The sequence below is a fragment of the Pseudescherichia sp. L3 genome, from assembly GCF_024656065.1.
Taxonomy (GTDB): domain Bacteria; phylum Pseudomonadota; class Gammaproteobacteria; order Enterobacterales; family Enterobacteriaceae; genus Pseudescherichia.
In genome coordinates this window covers 385,188-401,807 of record NZ_JANKYC010000002.1, presented here as the reverse complement: position 1 = coordinate 401,807, position 16,620 = coordinate 385,188, and the positions used below count along the sequence as shown (strand labels likewise).

Below are 16,620 nucleotides of genomic sequence, written 5' to 3'. Positions count from 1 at the left end.
TATGGGCCTTTATGAGGCGTGCAGGTTAGTGACACAGGAAGTCTGAGGGTTAATCGGTATGGATGGATTAACATCTGGACGGCTATTTTAGGTCACTTCTTGACCCCGTTTCCAGCATTTTTTGATATTCATCGCACTATGAGTGAAAACGATGCTGTCACTTTCTCTGCACACGCGGCAAAAGGGGCTTTTTTATTTTGCTTTTTCACCCCGTTATCGGTATAAAACGCCGCACGCGGCTTGTATGCCTTGACCAGCCGCTAACCAGCTGGTTGGCGTGGAGGTGATACCAAATAATGAACCGTTGTTTATCGCTTAGTTTACTGCTTAGCTTGCCGCTAAATCTGCCGCGCCGTTCTGGCGTGCATGCATTTCCCGCTACCCGCAAATCTACTCTGCAAACCTGCCGATGTTATACCCATTTCGGCGCTTCTCAGGACTCCAGGGCCGGTTACGCCTGGTGACACCTGAACAAGGGCGCTCTTGTTAATTCAGGAGTTTTCTCGTGGTTTCGCCGAACCTTGTCATACAGAGTTCGGATACGTGTTTTACAATGATATGAACAAGAAACCGGTCGCACGGTCCACGCTTCAGCATAATACGCTGGATAACCGGGCTGTTTATGGGTTGTTATCGCCTCTACGGAACGCGATAGTAGTCAACTGTTTTACACTTACTAATACAATTTGAGGTTCGCTATGTCTGACGACATCTCTTCAGTTTCGCCTTCGTCAGCGGGCGAACAAGGTGTACTACGTTCCATGCAGGAGGTAGCGATGAGCTCCCAGGAAGCCAGTAAAATGCTGCGCACATACAATATTGCCTGGTGGGGCAATAACTACTACGACGTCAACGAGCTGGGCCACATCACCGTCTGCCCGGATCCTGACGTACCGGACGCGCGCGTTGACCTCGCTCAGCTGGTGAAAGCCCGCGAGGCCCAGGGGCAACGCCTGCCTGCGCTGTTCTGCTTCCCGCAGATCCTACAGCACCGTCTGCGCTCAATTAACGCCGCGTTCAAGCGCGCCCGTGAGTCCTACGGCTACAAAGGCGACTACTTTCTGGTCTATCCGATTAAGGTTAACCAGCATCGCCGCGTCATTGAATCCCTGATCCACTCCGGCGAGCCGCTGGGCCTGGAGGCCGGTTCGAAGGCTGAGCTGATGGCGGTCCTGGCGCACGCCGGCATGACCCGCAGCGTTATCGTCTGTAACGGCTATAAAGACCGGGAATACATTCGCCTGGCGCTGATCGGCGAGAAGATGGGCCACAAGGTCTATCTGGTCATTGAGAAGATGTCGGAAGTGGCTATCGTGCTGGAAGAGGCCGAGCGTCTGAACGTGGTGCCGCGTCTCGGCGTGCGTGCGCGTCTGGCGTCCCAGGGCTCTGGCAAGTGGCAGTCCTCCGGTGGCGAAAAATCCAAATTCGGCCTTGCGGCCACGCAGGTGCTACAGCTGGTGGAGATCCTCCGCGAGCGCGGACGCCTCGACAGCATTCAGCTTCTGCACTTCCACCTTGGTTCGCAGATGGCGAACATTCGCGATATCGCCACCGGCGTACGTGAATCGGCCCGTTTCTACGTTGAGCTGCACAAGCTGGGCGTGAATATCGAGTGCTTTGACGTGGGTGGCGGCCTGGGCGTGGACTATGAGGGCACCCGCTCCCAGTCTGACTGCTCGGTCAACTACGGCCTGAACGAGTATGCGAATAACATCATCTGGGCCATTGGTGACGCCTGCGAAGAGAACGGCTTGCCGCATCCGACGGTGATCACCGAGTCCGGCCGCGCCGTGACCGCGCACCATACCGTGCTGGTGTCGAACATTATCGGCGTAGAGCGTAACGAATATACCGAAGCGACGCCGCCTGCTGAGAATGCGCCACGTGCCCTGCAAAGCATGTGGGAGACCTGGCAGGAGATGCACGAGCCGGGCACCCGCCGTTCGCTGCGCGAGTGGCTGCACGACAGCCAGATGGATCTGCACGATATTCATATCGGCTACTCCTCTGGCGCATTCAGTTTGCAAGAACGCGCCTGGGCAGAGCAGCTCTATCTGAACATGTGCCACGAGGTGCAGAAGCAGCTGGATCCGAGCAACCGCGCGCACCGTCCGATTATCGATGAGCTACAGGAGCGGATGGCGGACAAAATGTACGTCAACTTCTCGCTGTTCCAGTCGATGCCGGATGCATGGGGTATCGACCAGCTCTTCCCGGTGATGCCGTTGGAAGGGCTGGATCAGATCCCGGAGCGTCGTGCTGTGCTGCTGGACATCACCTGCGACTCCGATGGCGCTATCGATCACTACGTAGACGGGGACGGGATCGCCACCACCATGCCGATGCCGGAGTACGATCCTGACAACCCGCCGCTGCTGGGCTTCTTTATGGTGGGCGCATACCAGGAGATCCTCGGCAACATGCATAACCTGTTTGGCGATACCGAAGCGGTTGACGTATTTGTCTTCCCGGACGGCAGCGTCGAGGTGGAGCTCTCCGACGAAGGGGATACGGTGGCGGATATGCTGGAGTACGTGCAGCTCGATCCGAACACGCTGCTGACCCACTTCCGCGATCAGGTGAAGCAGACCGGGCTGGACGATGCGCTGCAACAGCAGTTCCTCGAAGAGTTTGAAGCGGGACTTTACGGCTACACCTATCTCGAAGACGAGTAATCTCGTTCGCCCGGTGGCCTTCTGCTGCCGGGCATCTCCTGCCTGTTTTTCTACTCCTGATTAGCTTTCATCTTTAGTAATGCATATGCATTGCAATGCACTTGCATTGCTTTTGTCGATGAGCTACGCTTTGCAACACGGGAAACCGTCAATGCTCGCTATCCTTTATTGTTGTAGTAGCTATGTAAACTTGACTCGTTAGAGCGGAGCAAACCCAAATGAACCTTTTAACTCAAGCCGGAGTGTCTCTGCGTGCGTCTTCGAAACTCACCGCCCGCAGCCAGACGACTATCCCTGCTTCAGTTAGAGACGCGATGAAGTTAAAGCCTGGGGAAGAGATCGAATATGCCGTGCTTCCCGATGGTCAGGTGCTTATGTGTCGCAAAAATTCTGCGGAAAATGAAGATCCGGTAATAGGCTCTTTCCTGCGATTTCTTGAGAACGATATGCAAGAAAATCCAGGCCGCATTAAACCGTTACGCGCTTCACTTCTGGCGCGCGCGGAGTCTTTAACTGCTGATATGGATATCGACCTCGACGCTCCGCTTACCGATGAAGAGTAAGTGGACAAATGAACGGAAAGACGACCGAAATTAATGGTTGGAAGTTGTATACCCACCCCTGCTTTGATTCACAATTTGAAGCGCTGGTGGCGCAGGTAGAAGAGCTTAAGCAAAAGAACCCGGATAACTATCAAAAGAGAGCCGCCACGAAATTGCTCGCCGCGATTTTGAAGGTTATCAAACTGGAAATCTGCGGCAACCCAATGGATGCCAGGTTCAGGCAAGGAGAGACGCTGGGGGAAGAAAATAAACACTGGTTTCGTGCCAAGTTTCTTGGCCAGTACCGGTTGTTTTTTCGATTCAGTGAGCAGCATAGAACCATTATTCTGGCGTGGGTAAACGATGAATCTACCAAACGCGCCTACGATCACAAACGTGATGCGTATAAGGTATTCAGCGCAATGTTATCCAGCGGCCACCCACCGAGCGACTGGGATCGGCTGATTGCGGAGGCCGGGCCGCTCATTTCCCGTCTGCGTGGGCTATAATCGTCGATACGGATGTAAACGCAGGGGTCGTGGGCAGATTATTTTGGACTTACTTGAACCCGTACAGATTAACGGCGATAATCCGCGTCAGACAAGCACTCCCCCCATTCAAACCCTTCCTCGTCGGGCTAACGACGCGGAGGGGTTTTTTTATCGACGAAAAAGAGGTCATAGCCATGAGCACCTTAGGTCATCAATACGATAACTCTCTGGTATCTAACGCATTTGGTTTTTTACGCCTGCCGCTGAACTTCCAGCCGTACGACAGCGATGCTGACTGGGTTATTACCGGTGTGCCGTTTGATATGGCGACGTCCGGACGCTCCGGTAGCCGTCAGGGCCCGGGCGCTATCCGTCAGATTTCTACCAACCTGGCGTGGGAGCACTGCCGCTTCCCGTGGGACTTCGACATGCGCGAGCGCCTGAACGTGGTTGACTGCGGTGACCTGGTCTACGCCTTCGGTGATGCCCGTGAGATGAGCGAGAAGCTGCAGACCCACGCCGAGCGTCTGCTGGCGGCTGGCAAGCGCATGCTCTCCTTTGGCGGGGACCACTTTGTCACGCTGCCGCTGCTGCGTGCCCACGCAAAACACTTTGGTAAGATGGCGCTGGTGCACTTCGATGCCCACACTGACACCTACTCCAACGGCTGCGAGTTCGATCACGGCACCATGTTCTATACCGCGCCGAAAGAGGGCCTGATCGATCCAAACCACTCGGTGCAGATCGGGATCCGTACCGAATTCGATAAAGACAACGGTTTCACCGTGCTTGATGCTTGCCAGGTTAACGATCGTTCCGTTGACGACATCATCGCTCAGGTGAAGCAGATCGTCGGCGACATGCCGGTCTATCTGACGTTTGATATCGACTGTCTGGATCCGGCCTTTGCTCCGGGTACCGGTACGCCAGTGATTGGTGGCTTGACCTCCGATCGCGCGATTAAGCTGGTACGCGGCCTGAAAGATCTGAATATCGTGGGGATGGATCTGGTGGAAGTCGCCCCGGCGTACGACCAGTCGGATATTACTGCCCTGGCCGCAGCGACCCTGGCGTTAGAGATGCTCTACATCCAGGCTGCTAAGAAAGAAGCGTAAGTGATTCAGGTCGGGTAGGGCGTAGCCACTACCCGACCTGGTGTTAATTACTTAATCCCGTCTGCCGCCATACGTTCACGAATGTGCTGTGCACGGGCCTCGGAGGCCGGGTGATCGTCAAACATTGTGCTTTGACGGCCCGCTTCCTGCTGGGCCAGCTTCTCGAAGCTGGTGGCTAAGCCTGACGGATTGATGCCGCGCTTGCGCAGCAGATCGTAGGAGTAGTCATCCGCTTCTGCCTCCTGGCGCTGGGAGAACTGTGCGTTCACCAGCTTCTCGCCAAGATCGCCGAGCTGCGACTGGGAGAGGCTACCCACCACGCCACCCGCCGAGGCGGCGGCAACGCGTACGGCGTTAGTACCCAACGCAACCTGCATACCGCGCTTCACGTGACCGAGCGCAACGTGGCCCATCTCGTGGCCGATCACCGCTTCGACCTCGTTGTCATTCATCATATCCATCAGTCCGCTGTAGACGCGGATACAGCCGTTGGCCATCGCAAAGGCGTTAACGTCTTTGGTGATATAGACGTTGTAGTTCACCGCCTGGCCGTTGATGTTGTCGCCCAGCGCAGAGGCAATCTTAGCCAGCCGCTGGCGATAGGGGCTGTTGGCAGGCGCAAGCGTTGCTTTGCTGTCCAGCTCTTTACAGGATTCGTCGCTCAGCGCTTTTACCTGTGCATCCGAAAGTGAATAGGCCTGGAATGCCTCAGCGCCCGAGCTTAATAAACCGTTTGAATCCATGTTCTGACAGCCGGTTAATGCCGCTGCCACACCCAGAGCGAGCAATGCTTGCCGAATTTTCATTGGTTATCTTCCGCATCAATATATTGATAATTTTAATGGTCTTCCCGACGCAGGGAGGCGGGAACCTTCTGTGAGTATAAAGAAAATAGCAAGCCGTGGGCGAGTGTTTGCGCAACCTGCGAGCGGCTTCCAGAGATTTCTGAAGTGGCAAAAGGATGGTCCATGTACATGGCTAGCCGCTTGGGTTACATTGTTGGCACTTTTTTCCGGCGTAGCCCATATTGCGCTGTAGTCAAGTCGCTACGGGCATGGCCTTTAACAGTCCGATCTGGAGTCAAAATGTCCTCACGTAAAGAGCTTGCCAATGCTATTCGTGCGCTGAGCATGGACGCGGTACAGAAAGCCAAATCCGGTCACCCGGGTGCCCCGATGGGTATGGCAGACATCGCCGAAGTCCTGTGGCGTGATTTCCTGAACCACAACCCGGCCAACCCGGCCTGGGCCAACCGCGACCGTTTTGTGCTCTCCAACGGCCACGGCTCCATGCTGATTTACAGCCTGCTGCACCTCTCCGGCTATGACCTGCCCATTGAAGAGCTGAAGAATTTCCGCCAGCTGCACTCAAAAACCCCAGGCCACCCGGAAGTGGGCTACACCGCTGGCGTTGAAACCACCACCGGTCCGCTGGGCCAGGGCATCGCCAACGCCGTAGGCATGGCAATTGCCGAGAAAACGCTGGCAGCGCAGTTCAACCGTCCTGGTCACGATATCGTTGACCACTTCACCTACGCATTCATGGGCGACGGCTGCATGATGGAAGGCATTTCTCACGAAGTGTGCTCCCTGGCCGGTACCCTGAAGCTCGGCAAGCTGGTGGCGTTCTATGACGACAACGGCATCTCTATCGACGGCCACGTTGAAGGCTGGTTCACCGACGATACCGCAGCACGCTTTGAGGCTTACGGCTGGCACGTAGTGCGCGGCGTAGACGGCCACGATGCCGACGCGATCAAACGCGCCGTTGAAGAAGCCCAGTCCGTTACCGACAAGCCGTCCCTGCTGATGTGCAAAACCGTTATCGGCTTCGGCTCCCCGAACAAAGCGGGCACCCATGACTCCCACGGCGCACCGCTGGGCGACGCGGAGATCGTTCTGACCCGCGAGCAGCTGGGCTGGAAACACGAGCCGTTTGTTATTCCGTCTGACATCTACGCTCAGTGGGATGCGAAAGAAGTGGGCACCGCGAAAGAGAACGCGTGGAACGAGAAGTTCGCCGCCTATGCCAACGCCTTCCCGCAGGAAGCCGCCGAGTTTACTCGCCGCATGAAAGGCGACATGCCGGCTGACTTCAGCGCGAAAGCAGATGCGTTCATCGCTAAGCTGCAGGCTAACCCGTCCAAAATTGCCAGCCGTAAAGCGTCTCAGAACGCCATCGAAGCCTTTGGCCCGCTGCTGCCGGAATTCCTCGGCGGCTCCGCTGACCTGGCACCGTCTAACCTGACCATCTGGTCTGGCTCTAAAGCCATCAACGAAGATGCGGCAGGAAACTACATCCACTATGGCGTGCGCGAGTTCGGCATGACCGCCATTGCCAACGGTATCGCCCTGCACGGCGGTTTCGTGCCGTACACCTCCACCTTCCTGATGTTTGTGGAATATGCCCGTAACGCGGTGCGTATGGCTGCGCTGATGAAGCAGCGTCAGGTGCTGGTCTATACCCACGACTCCATCGGTCTGGGCGAAGATGGCCCGACCCACCAGCCGGTAGAGCAGGTGGCTTCCCTGCGTCTGACGCCGAACATGAGCACATGGCGTCCATGCGACCAGGTTGAATCTGCAGTGGCGTGGAAGTACGGCGTAGAGCGTCACGACGGCCCGACCGCGCTGATCCTCTCTCGTCAGAACCTGGCCCAGCAGGAGCGTACCGAGCAGCAGCTGGCCGACATCGCCCGCGGCGGCTACGTGCTGAAGGACAGCGACGGTCAGCCACAGCTGATTTTCATCGCTACCGGTTCGGAAGTTGAGCTGGCTGTTGCCGCATGGGAGCAGCTGACTGCAGAAGGCGTGAAGGCGCGCGTGGTCTCCATGCCGTCTACCGACGCGTTCGACAAGCAGGATGCGGCGTACCGTGAATCCGTATTGCCGAAAGCCGTTTCTGCCCGTGTTGCCATCGAAGCGGGTATCGCCGACTTCTGGTTCAAGTACACCGGCCTGAACGGCGCTATCGTCGGGATGACCACCTTCGGTGAATCTGCTCCGGCAGAGCAGCTGTTCGAAGAGTTCGGCTTCACCGTGGAAAACGTGGTGGCGAAGGCGAAAGCGCTGCTGTAATCCGCTAATGCCCGCTGGCGCTGTGCTTAGCGGGCCTACAAGCAGTTACAGGCTACAGTGGTCTTCGGCTATGCCGCCGTCCGCCAGACGCACGATCCGCGGGAAGTTACGGCGGATAAAATCGTAGTCATGGCTGATGGCAAGCACCGTGGTGCCACGCTGGCGGCAGCGTGCCAGCCAGTTTTCGAAGATACCCAGCCAGCGATCGTCAAAATCGCGGCTGGGTTCATCAAGCAGCAGCAGCGGCGGCGCCAGCGCCTCCAGGCTTGCCACGGCGACCATCCGGCGTTGGGCAACGTGGAGATCGAGTGGATGCGCCAGGGCTACCTCTTCAAGATGGCACAGCGTTAACGCCTCTTTGACTCTTCGTTGGATCTCGTCCTGAGGCAGCTTCTGCAACCGCAGGCCATACGCCACCTCGGCAAAGACTTCGCTCTGCACGATCTGATTTTCCGCCTCCTGAAACAGCACGCCAGCAAGCTTTGCACGCTCCTGTGCCTTAAGGCGCGTTAGCGCATGGCTTTGGATCGACACGCTTCCCGCATCAGGGGCAAGCAGCCCGGCCATAATGCGCAGCAGCGTCGATTTACCCGCGCCGTTATCGCCAATCAGGGCCACGAACTCGCCTGGCGTCAGGTGGAGCGATACGTTGCGAAGACAGCACTGCTCTGTCTTCGGCCAGCGAAAATCGATGTGTTCTACTTTCAGCATAGCGGCTCCAGCCCCCCGGGCGTGAGCTGCCAGGCCTGCTGGCAGAGAGGACGCACAGGCTCAAGCCTACGTTCAAACAGCACGATCAGCGCCTGCTGTGCCGTGGCCCATGCAGCGAGCCGTTCAAGCATGCGCTGCATAGCCTGGGGTGTCAGGCGGCTGAATGCCTCATCCAGCAGCAGGATTTTGGGCTGCATCGCCAGCGCACAGGCAATCACCACGCGCTGCGTCTCACCGCCGGAGAGCGTAGCCGGGTGGCGGTGGCGCAGCGGCTGGCAGTCGGTCAGGGTCAGCGCCGCGTCAATGCGAGCAAGGATCGCCTCCTCGCTCAGGCAGAGGTTCTCCGGACCAAAGGCAATCTCCTCTTCCACGCTAAAAGTACAGCCTGAGAGCTGAAGATAGGGCGACTGCTGCACCAGCTGAATGGTCTGCGCCTGCGCGGCAAGCGAAAGCGTGCCAATCGGCTGCCCAAGCAGGCTGCCGGATCCGCTAACGGTGCCGGGAAGAAAGTCCGGGTACCAGCCCGCCATCAGCTGCGCCAGCGTGCTTTTCCCGCTGCCGTTGCCACCAATAATGGCCACCATGCCGGGCAGCGCGTAATGAAAATCGTACGCTCGCGGGGCGGCGCTGGCGTGCAGCGGCTGATAGCAGAAGCCCTCTAACGTAACCATAGCCATACGCCTGCCTCCACGACTATCAGCGCCACCATGCCGTAGCGCACGGCACGCTGAAGGGCGCTGTCTTTTGGTGCCCACAGCGTGGTGCGGGTACGGTGCAGGCGAAAGGCCCGCATATCCAATGCCGCGCCGCGCACGGCGAGATCGTTAAGCGCGCCTTGGGTCAGGGGCAGCACCAGAGCCGGGATCGCCCGCAGCCGTTGATACCAGCGCCCGTCCAGCGGCACGCCCCGGGCGCGCTGGGCTTCATGAATGCTGGCTAGCCGATGCTTAAGCTGCTCAACGATCAGCAGCGGGCCTGAAAGCAGGTAGGCGAGACCCGGCGGCAGGCGGCTGGCAAACAGCGCGCGAATAAACTGCCGGACTGGCACACAGTGCATCCAGAGCTGGGCAGTCGAGACGACTGCCAGAATACGCAGCCAGAGCGTAACGGCCTGTGCCCAGCGTCGGGGATCGCGCGGCTGCCCGCTAAGCCATTCTGTCAGCCAGCCGCCGTGCACTAGCCAGAGCCCCGCGCCCAGAGAGAACATCAGCCAGCCGACGTAGCGTGCTCGCCTGCGGGTGGCGTGAAAAAAGAGCAGGCTGGCAAAGGCGGCGGTGCTCCAGGCGGTTAGCGCCGCGCCTGCTGGTATCAGCAACGTAGAGAATGCGGCGAGCCCCCACAGCGTGAGCGACGTAAAGGGGTGCATTTAACGCACGGCGGCCATGGTGGGGAAGTGACGCGTGGTGCGCAGCGGCAGCCGGCGGAGCAGGATCCAGACCACAATCGCCGTGAGGATCTTATCCACGAGATTGGCCCCGAGCACGGTGATCGCCACGGACTCAAGCAGATCCTGGCCCATAGAGTGCATCCAGGCGACAAAGAGATCGGCTCCGCTGCCGGTAACCCCGCCGAAGAGGGCGGTACGAAGCGGTACGGCCACCACCGTGACCGCGAGCGTAATGATGATGCCGCTGACGATCACCTTCGGCAGGGTACGGAACCAGCCCAGCCGGGCCAGCCAACCGGCCACCAGACCAATCACCATGGCCACCGGGGCAAAGGCAGCGGCGATGGGATCGGTGAGCAGCCCCCAGAGTAGATTGGTCAGCAGGCCGGTAAGCATGCCGATAAACGGCCCCAGCAGCACGGCGCTCATCAGCGTGCCGATAGAGTCGAGAAAGATCGGCAGCTTCAGCAGGCTAATCAGCTGGCCACCGATCATATTGATGGCGATAGAGATAACGATCAGTGCCAGCGTCTGGCTGGCGAGTTGGCGACGTGCCATAGCGACCTCATAAGATTGGGAAAATTAGCGTACGTTAATAACCAGCTCGTCATAGCCCGAAACAGCACAGGGCTGGCGGCTGAAAGCGAGGGTGGTCAGCTCGCCGATCACCAGTTCAAGGGTGGTGCGAACCGTACAGCCAGGCATGACGTGCCCGCCGGTCATCACGCCATTCTCATCGGCCACGCTGAGGTGCAGATGCTCACCGGCCAGCTCCAGCGTGCCGCCGAGGGAGATCGCTTCGAAGGTGCCATGCAGATAAGTGGTCTCGTCGCGGGCGGCGAAGCGCAGCGCCACGTCCGTCAGGCTGCCGGTGCAGCCTGCAATCCAGGCGGCGTGGAGTGCGTGACGCTGGGTAAACGCACGCAGGGCAGTGAGCAGCTCATCGCCGGGAAGCAGACGCAGGGCATAGAAGCGTGCGCTGGATGGAGAAGTGCCGGGGGTCATGGTCATAGGCCTCGTAAACGCCAAAGTGGCAGCGATCATAAGAGCGACAGCAATTCGTTTTAATGATGTATATCAGGAAAAGACCGCGACCGAAGGCTGATTTGCGTATAAAGGAATACGGATTCCGGCAATGGAATAATTCCGCCGTCGGTTTGCGGTAAAGTGTGACGTAGATCAGATAACTGGTTTAACCCCGCGGCGACAGATTCCCTTTATTCCGCGTTTCGCTTACCCTAGCTGAAGCGTTTCAGTCGAAATTCCGTTCGACATTTAACCACTTAGTCACAGTTTGTGACAGGCGAGGTTTCCCTGACTATGCCGCTGCATTACTCTGTCAGCCATCGACTCAGGGATAGCTTTGCAGGAGACTTATGACCCTACGCATCGCGATAAATGGTTTTGGTCGCATCGGGCGTAACGTGGTTCGTGCTTTGTATGAATCCGGACGCCGGGCGGAGATCGCCGTAGTGGCCATTAACGAGCTGGCGGATGACGCAGGCATTGCGCATCTGTTGAAGTATGACACCAGCCACGGCCGCTTTAGCCAGCGTGTTCATCACGAGGGCGGGCAGCTATTTGTCGGCCATGACGCGATCCGACTCCTGCACGAGCCAACCATTGATGCGCTGCCCTGGCGCGAGCTTGAGGTCGACGTGGTGCTGGACTGCACCGGCGTGTATGGCAACCGTGAGCACGGTGAAGCACATTTAAACGCCGGCGCGAAAAAGGTGCTCTTTTCTCATCCGGGCAGCAGCGATCTCGACGCCACCGTGGTCTTCGGCGTCAATCAGGACGATCTGCGTCCGGACGATCGTATCGTCTCTAACGCCTCCTGCACCACAAACTGCATTATTCCTGTCATTAAGCTGCTTGATGATGCTTTTGGCATTGAGTCGGGGACGGTCACCACCATCCACTCGGCGATGCACGATCAGCAGGTCATTGACGCTTACCATCCGGATCTGCGGCGTACGCGTGCAGCCAGCCAGTCAATCATTCCGGTGGATACCAAGCTTGCGGCTGGCATTACGCGCTTCTTTCCAAAATTTAACGATAAATTTGAAGCCATTGCCGTACGCGTACCGACAATCAATGTCACGGCAATCGACCTCAGCGTGACGGTAGGCAGCCCGGTAAATGCCTGTCAAGTCAACCAGTTGCTGCAAAAGGCGTCACGGGAAGCATTTCATGGTATAGTTGACTATACGGAATTACCGTTGGTCTCAACTGATTTTAACCACGATCCGCACAGTGCCATTGTCGATGGCACACAGACGCGGGTCAGCGGTGCACATCTGATCAAAACGCTGGTCTGGTGTGATAATGAATGGGGTTTCGCTAACCGAATGCTCGACACGACGTTAGCGATGGCCGCGAAAGGTTTTAGGTAGGACGCGTCTTGCGTCTGCAAAACTTTAAGAATCAACGAGAGGATTCACCATGTCTGTAATTAAGATGACCGATCTGGATCTAGCTGGGAAACGCGTTTTTATCCGTGCGGATCTGAACGTACCGGTTAAAGATGGTAAAGTAACCAGCGATGCGCGTATTCGTGCCTCCCTGCCGACTATCGAACTGGCCCTGAAACAGGGTGCAAAAGTGATGGTCACCTCTCACCTGGGTCGTCCGACCGAAGGCGAGTACAACGAAGAATTCTCTCTGCTGCCAGTTGTTAACTACCTGAAAGACAAACTCTCTAACCCGGTACGTCTGGTCAAAGACTACCTGGACGGCGTGGAAGTGGCTGAGGGTGAGCTGGTTGTTCTGGAAAACGTTCGCTTCAACAAAGGCGAAAAGAAAGACGACGAAACCCTGGCGAAAAAATATGCTGCCCTGTGCGACATCTTCGTGATGGATGCATTTGGTACGGCACACCGTGCGCAGGCGTCTACTCACGGCGTAGGCAAGTTTGCTGACGTAGCGTGCGCAGGCCCGCTGCTGGCAGAGGAACTGGACGCGCTGGGTAAAGCGCTGAAAGAGCCAGCTCGCCCGATGGTGGCTATCGTTGGCGGCTCTAAAGTCTCTACCAAGCTGACCGTGCTCGACTCCCTGTCTAAAATTGCTGACCAGCTGATCGTCGGTGGTGGCATCGCCAACACCTTCGTTGCTGCGCAGGGCCACAACGTGGGCAAATCCCTGTACGAAGCGGACCTGGTCGACGAAGCGAAACGTCTGCTGCAGACCTGCGACATTCCGGTCCCGACTGACGTGCGCGTTGCCACTGAGTTCTCTGAAACCGCGACCGCGACCCTGAAATCTGTTAGCGACATCAAAGATGAAGAGCAGATTCTGGATCTGGGTGATGTTTCCGCTGAGAAACTGGCTGAAATCCTGAAAAACGCCAAAACTATTCTGTGGAACGGCCCGGTTGGCGTTTTTGAGTTCCCGAACTTCCGTAAAGGGACTGAGATCGTAGCCAACGCTATCGCTGACAGCGACGCATTCTCTATCGCAGGTGGCGGTGATACCCTGGCAGCGATCGACCTGTTCGGCATCGCTGACAAAATCTCCTACATCTCCACCGGTGGCGGCGCGTTCCTTGAATTCGTGGAAGGCAAAGTGCTGCCAGCCGTAGCGATGCTCGAAGAGCGCGCTAAGAAGTAATGCCTGAGCAGGCGGATCGCTCCGCCTGTTTTCAGACCCGTTTTCTGTAAATACAGGATTTACACCATGTCTAAAATTTTTGATTTCGTAAAACCAGGCGTGATCACCGGTGATGACGTTCAGAAAGTATTCCAGGTTGCTAAAGAGAACAACTTTGCGCTGCCAGCCGTTAACTGCGTAGGTACCGACTCCATCAACGCCGTTCTGGAAACCGCTGCGAAGGTAAAAGCGCCGGTTATCGTTCAGTTCTCTAACGGCGGTGCTGCGTTTATCGCTGGTAAAGGCTTCAAAGGCGAAGGCCAGCAGGCGGCTATTCTGGGTGCTATCTCTGGTGCGCACCACGTTCACCAGATGGCTGAACACTACGGCGTGCCGGTGATCCTGCACACTGACCACTGCGCGAAGAAACTGCTGCCGTGGATCGACGGTCTGCTGGACGCGGGTGAAAAACACTTTGCCGCTACCGGTAAACCGCTGTTCTCTTCCCACATGATCGACCTCTCTGAAGAGTCCCTGGAAGAGAACATCGAGATCTGCTCTAAATACCTGGAGCGCATGTCCAAAATGGGCATGACCCTGGAGATCGAACTGGGCTGCACCGGCGGTGAAGAAGATGGCGTAGACAACAGCCATATGGACGCATCTGCACTGTACACCCAGCCGGAAGACGTTGACTACGCGTACACCAAGCTGAACGCAATCAGCCCGCGCTTCACCATCGCGGCTTCCTTCGGTAACGTGCACGGCGTGTACAAACCGGGCAACGTTAAGCTGACCCCGACCATCCTGCGCGACTCTCAGGAGTATGTTTCTAAGAAACATAACCTGCCGCACAACAGCCTGAACTTCGTGTTCCATGGCGGTTCCGGCTCTTCCGCTCAGGAGATCAAAGATTCCGTAAGCTACGGCGTGATCAAAATGAACATCGATACCGATACTCAGTGGGCTAACTGGGAAGGTATCCTGAAGTACTACAAAGAGAACGAAGCTTACCTGCAGTCTCAGCTGGGCAACCCGAAAGGCGAAGACCAGCCGAACAAGAAATACTACGATCCGCGCGTATGGCTGCGTGCCGCACAGGCCAGCATGGTGACGCGTCTGGAGCAGGCATTTAAAGAGCTGAACGCGATCGACGTTCTGTAATTTAAAGCGTGTAAAAGAGAGTGGCTCCCTACGGGGGGCCATTTTTTTTGCCTGTATAGGGTGAACCCAGTCTGAAAAGTCACCTTTATCGCAGGCGTTTTGTGCGACCGGTGCGTTTAGGGTTTGGCATAGGTGTCGTTTTTTGTTTACGCTTTGCTGACCTGCTTCACGTTTTACGTGATTTTTAACCCATTTAGGTAAGCATAAGGAACAGTGAATGGACGATCTTAATGTGCTGGGTAGCATAAACAACGCCGGCGGCTGGCTGGTACGTAACCAGGCGCTGCTGCTAAGCTATGCCGTCAACATCGTTGCTGCGATTGTCATCCTCACTATCGGGATGATCATCGCCCGGGTCATTTCGAATGGTATCAACCGGCTGATGGTGGCTCGCCATATTGATGCCACGGTGGCTGACTTTCTCTCTGCGCTGGTGCGCTACGGCATTATTGCCTTTACCCTGATCGCCGCGCTGGGCCGGGTAGGGGTGCAAACCGCATCGGTGATTGCCGTGCTGGGTGCCGCGGGTCTGGCCATTGGCCTTGCGCTTCAGGGCTCGCTCTCTAACCTGGCCGCAGGCGTGCTGCTGGTGACTTTCCGTCCTTTCCGCGCCGGTGAGTATGTGGATTTAGGCGGCGTGGCGGGAACCGTTCTGCATGTGCAGATCTTCTCTACCACCATGCGTTCCGCCGATGGCCGCTACATTGTCATCCCCAACGGTAAGATCATTGCTGGCAACATCATTAACTTCTCCCGCGAGCCGGTGCGCCGTAACGAGTTCATTATCGGCGTTGATTACGATGCGGATATCGATCTGGTGAAACAGCTGCTGACCGAAATTATCGAGTCTGACGATCGTATTCTGAAAGATCGCGAAAGAACCGTCCGCATGAACGAGCTGGGCGCATCCTCAGTTAACTTTGTGATCCGTACCTGGAGCAACAGCGGCGATCTGCAAAACGTTTACTGGGACGTGCTGGAGCGCATCAAGAAGACATTCGATGCCCACGGCATTGGTTTCCCCTATCCGCAGATGGATGTGCACTTCAAGCGTGAGAGAGCCGCTCAGCCTGCCGAGCAGCAATAATCTCCCCAGGGCCAGCCTTGCTGGCCCTGCTTATTATTAGTAATACTGATTATTGATTAGAATTTTAAATTTCCGCTTATAATAAGGGCACGGTATAGTCTCCGCCATGAACGACAGGTAGAGGCTATGATGGTGTTAAGTTATTATTTTCAAGGGATTGCGTTAGGTGCGGCGATGATCCTGCCGCTGGGCCCACAAAATGCGTTTGTGATGAATCAGGGCATCCGCCGCCAGTATCCATTGATGGTGGCTGGATTATGCGCTCTCAGCGATCTGGTTCTGATCTGTGCCGGGATCTTTGGCGGCAGCGCGGTGCTGATGCAGTCGCCGTGGCTGATGGCGCTGGTCACCTGGGGCGGCGTAGCGTTCCTGCTCTGGTATGGCTTCGGCGCGCTAAAAACGGCCTTTAGCCAGCAGCTTGAGCTGGCTAATGCTGAGGTGTTAAAACAGGGGCGCTGGCGAATAATCGCCACTATGCTGGCGGTAACCTGGCTCAACCCTCACGTCTATCTCGACACCTTTGTGGTGCTCGGCAGTTTGGGTGGGCAGCTGGCGGCAGAGCCGAAGCGTTGGTTTGCGCTCGGGACGATTAGCGCCTCGTTTATCTGGTTTTTCGGCCTGGCGCTGCTGGCAGCATGGCTTGCGCCACGCCTGCGCACCGCTAAGGCGCAGCGTATTATCAACGTCGTCGTTGGCGTGATCATGTGGTTTATCGCGTTTCAGCTGGCGAAGGACGGTATTCATCATTTACAGGTGCTGTAAGCACAGCGTTACCAGGCTAAG

General features: G+C 56.9%; 17 protein-coding genes. 11 read left to right on the top strand and 6 right to left on the bottom strand.

The features are described from left to right. Positions 1–558 precede the first annotated feature (558 nt). From yqgB to speB, 5 genes are all read left to right on the top strand, one after another. Positions 559–690, top strand: a complete 132-nt coding sequence (gene yqgB / locus NR795_RS13455; protein ID WP_144816825.1) for an acid stress response protein YqgB — start codon at positions 559–561, stop codon at positions 688–690. 8 nt (positions 691–698) lie between these two features. Continuing rightward, positions 699–2,675 carry a biosynthetic arginine decarboxylase gene (gene speA, locus NR795_RS13450; RefSeq protein WP_144816143.1) on the top strand — a complete coding sequence of 659 codons (1,977 nt, stop codon included), beginning with the start codon at positions 699–701 and terminating at the stop codon, positions 2,673–2,675. A gap of 218 nt (positions 2,676–2,893) precedes the next feature. After that, positions 2,894–3,238: a type II toxin-antitoxin system PrlF family antitoxin gene (locus NR795_RS13445; protein ID WP_144816141.1), complete on the top strand. Its 345-nt coding sequence runs from the start codon at positions 2,894–2,896 to the stop codon at positions 3,236–3,238. 8 nt (positions 3,239–3,246) lie between these two features. Beyond that, complete coding sequence (locus tag NR795_RS13440) at positions 3,247–3,726, top strand: type II toxin-antitoxin system YhaV family toxin (RefSeq protein ID WP_144816139.1); 480 nt, start codon at positions 3,247–3,249, stop codon at positions 3,724–3,726. A gap of 176 nt (positions 3,727–3,902) precedes the next feature. Beyond that, a complete protein-coding gene (speB, locus tag NR795_RS13435) occupies positions 3,903–4,823 on the top strand; it encodes an agmatinase (protein ID WP_257758504.1) in 921 nt (306 codons plus the stop codon). Positions 4,824–4,870: 47 nt separating this feature from the next. Here speB and NR795_RS13430 read toward each other — a convergent pair whose 3' ends face one another. After that, positions 4,871–5,629 carry a M48 family metallopeptidase gene (locus NR795_RS13430; RefSeq protein WP_144816137.1) on the bottom strand — a complete coding sequence of 253 codons (759 nt, stop codon included), beginning with the start codon at positions 5,627–5,629 and terminating at the stop codon, positions 4,871–4,873. A 279-nt stretch (positions 5,630–5,908) separates the two neighbouring features. Between NR795_RS13430 and tkt the strand changes: the two genes are divergently transcribed. After that, positions 5,909–7,900 (top strand): transketolase, encoded by a 1,992-nt coding sequence (tkt, locus tag NR795_RS13425; protein WP_222888808.1) that lies wholly within the window; start codon positions 5,909–5,911, stop codon positions 7,898–7,900. Between the two features lie 45 nt (positions 7,901–7,945). Here tkt and NR795_RS13420 read toward each other — a convergent pair whose 3' ends face one another. From NR795_RS13420 to NR795_RS13400, 5 genes are read right to left on the bottom strand one after another with little or no spacing between them, the layout of a single operon-like run. After that, positions 7,946–8,611, bottom strand: a complete 666-nt coding sequence (locus NR795_RS13420) for an energy-coupling factor ABC transporter ATP-binding protein (protein ID WP_257758503.1) — start codon at positions 8,609–8,611, stop codon at positions 7,946–7,948. Further along, positions 8,605–9,282 (bottom strand): ABC transporter ATP-binding protein, encoded by a 678-nt coding sequence (locus tag NR795_RS13415; protein WP_257758502.1) that lies wholly within the window; start codon positions 9,280–9,282, stop codon positions 8,605–8,607. Before NR795_RS13415 ends, NR795_RS13420 begins: the two co-directional genes overlap by 7 nt. Beyond that, positions 9,270–9,977: an energy-coupling factor transporter transmembrane component T gene (locus tag NR795_RS13410; RefSeq protein WP_257758501.1), complete on the bottom strand. Its 708-nt coding sequence runs from the start codon at positions 9,975–9,977 to the stop codon at positions 9,270–9,272. The genes NR795_RS13415 and NR795_RS13410 overlap by 13 nt, the downstream gene beginning before the upstream one ends. Beyond that, entirely contained in the window at positions 9,978–10,556 is a 579-nt protein-coding gene (locus tag NR795_RS13405) for an ECF transporter S component (protein ID WP_144816120.1), read from the bottom strand. 24 nt (positions 10,557–10,580) lie between these two features. Beyond that, complete coding sequence (locus NR795_RS13400) at positions 10,581–11,009, bottom strand: PPC domain-containing DNA-binding protein (protein ID WP_144816118.1); 429 nt, start codon at positions 11,007–11,009, stop codon at positions 10,581–10,583. A 365-nt stretch (positions 11,010–11,374) separates the two neighbouring features. Here NR795_RS13400 and epd point away from each other — a divergent pair, with 365 nt between their 5' ends. From epd to argO, 5 genes are all read left to right on the top strand, one after another. Then, complete coding sequence (epd, locus tag NR795_RS13395; RefSeq protein WP_257758500.1) at positions 11,375–12,394, top strand: erythrose-4-phosphate dehydrogenase; 1,020 nt, start codon at positions 11,375–11,377, stop codon at positions 12,392–12,394. Between the two features lie 49 nt (positions 12,395–12,443). After that, entirely contained in the window at positions 12,444–13,607 is a 1,164-nt protein-coding gene (gene pgk / locus NR795_RS13390) for a phosphoglycerate kinase (RefSeq protein WP_154058527.1), read from the top strand. Between the two features lie 66 nt (positions 13,608–13,673). Then, positions 13,674–14,750 (top strand): class II fructose-bisphosphate aldolase, encoded by a 1,077-nt coding sequence (fbaA, locus tag NR795_RS13385; RefSeq protein ID WP_042388071.1) that lies wholly within the window; start codon positions 13,674–13,676, stop codon positions 14,748–14,750. A 217-nt stretch (positions 14,751–14,967) separates the two neighbouring features. Then, positions 14,968–15,837: a small-conductance mechanosensitive channel MscS gene (locus NR795_RS13380; RefSeq protein WP_257758499.1), complete on the top strand. Its 870-nt coding sequence runs from the start codon at positions 14,968–14,970 to the stop codon at positions 15,835–15,837. A 132-nt stretch (positions 15,838–15,969) separates the two neighbouring features. Beyond that, positions 15,970–16,599 (top strand): arginine exporter ArgO, encoded by a 630-nt coding sequence (argO, locus tag NR795_RS13375; RefSeq protein ID WP_257758652.1) that lies wholly within the window; start codon positions 15,970–15,972, stop codon positions 16,597–16,599. Positions 16,600–16,620: the final 21 nt, after the last annotated feature.

Coding starts and splice junctions, on each gene's coding strand:
- NR795_RS13410 (WP_257758501.1), bottom strand. CDS start 9,977: ATGCACCCCTTTACGTCGCTCACGCTGTGGGGGCTCGCCGCATTCTCT.
- yqgB (WP_144816825.1), top strand. CDS start 559: ATGAACAAGAAACCGGTCGCACGGTCCACGCTTCAGCATAATACGCTG.
- fbaA (WP_042388071.1), top strand. CDS start 13,674: ATGTCTAAAATTTTTGATTTCGTAAAACCAGGCGTGATCACCGGTGAT.
- pgk (WP_154058527.1), top strand. CDS start 12,444: ATGTCTGTAATTAAGATGACCGATCTGGATCTAGCTGGGAAACGCGTT.
- speA (WP_144816143.1), top strand. CDS start 699: ATGTCTGACGACATCTCTTCAGTTTCGCCTTCGTCAGCGGGCGAACAA.
- NR795_RS13420 (WP_257758503.1), bottom strand. CDS start 8,611: ATGCTGAAAGTAGAACACATCGATTTTCGCTGGCCGAAGACAGAGCAG.
- NR795_RS13405 (WP_144816120.1), bottom strand. CDS start 10,556: ATGGCACGTCGCCAACTCGCCAGCCAGACGCTGGCACTGATCGTTATC.
- NR795_RS13380 (WP_257758499.1), top strand. CDS start 14,968: ATGGACGATCTTAATGTGCTGGGTAGCATAAACAACGCCGGCGGCTGG.
- NR795_RS13440 (WP_144816139.1), top strand. CDS start 3,247: ATGAACGGAAAGACGACCGAAATTAATGGTTGGAAGTTGTATACCCAC.
- NR795_RS13430 (WP_144816137.1), bottom strand. CDS start 5,629: ATGAAAATTCGGCAAGCATTGCTCGCTCTGGGTGTGGCAGCGGCATTA.
- tkt (WP_222888808.1), top strand. CDS start 5,909: ATGTCCTCACGTAAAGAGCTTGCCAATGCTATTCGTGCGCTGAGCATG.
- NR795_RS13400 (WP_144816118.1), bottom strand. CDS start 11,009: ATGACCATGACCCCCGGCACTTCTCCATCCAGCGCACGCTTCTATGCC.
- NR795_RS13445 (WP_144816141.1), top strand. CDS start 2,894: ATGAACCTTTTAACTCAAGCCGGAGTGTCTCTGCGTGCGTCTTCGAAA.
- speB (WP_257758504.1), top strand. CDS start 3,903: ATGAGCACCTTAGGTCATCAATACGATAACTCTCTGGTATCTAACGCA.
- epd (WP_257758500.1), top strand. CDS start 11,375: ATGACCCTACGCATCGCGATAAATGGTTTTGGTCGCATCGGGCGTAAC.
- NR795_RS13415 (WP_257758502.1), bottom strand. CDS start 9,282: ATGGTTACGTTAGAGGGCTTCTGCTATCAGCCGCTGCACGCCAGCGCC.